The organism is Pantoea sp. GbtcB22 (genome assembly GCF_019091025.1).
GTDB lineage: Bacteria > Pseudomonadota > Gammaproteobacteria > Enterobacterales > Enterobacteriaceae > Pantoea > Pantoea leporis.
In genome coordinates this window covers 1-229 of the sequence record NZ_JAGXKB010001058.1, presented here as the reverse complement: position 1 = coordinate 229, position 229 = coordinate 1, and the positions used below count along the sequence as shown (strand labels likewise).

Sequence of the window (229 nt, the reverse complement as noted above, 5' to 3'; positions counted from 1 at the left end):
TAAAAACGGTGCCCGGCTCATCTTTGACCTCTCTCAGCTGTGACGACGCGCGCGCAGAGCCGCGACGGCCAGCACAATGAAAATTAAACCGCCGGTGGCGACCTGTTGCCAGTAAAAATTCCAGCCGACCAGCAGCAAGCCGTTGCCGATAAAGCTCAGCAGCACCACGCCAAGCAGCGTGCCTAACACATTGCGCCGACGTGATGGCGCCAAGGTGGCGCCAATAAAA

Annotated in this window: 1 pseudogene; it reads right to left on the bottom strand. The window is 58.1% G+C overall.

Annotation, left to right across the window (positions count from 1 at the left end):
- Positions 1 to 33: 33 nt before the first annotated feature.
- Positions 34 to 229, bottom strand: a pseudogene (locus KVT28_RS27500) (ABC transporter permease); the annotation flags it as partial.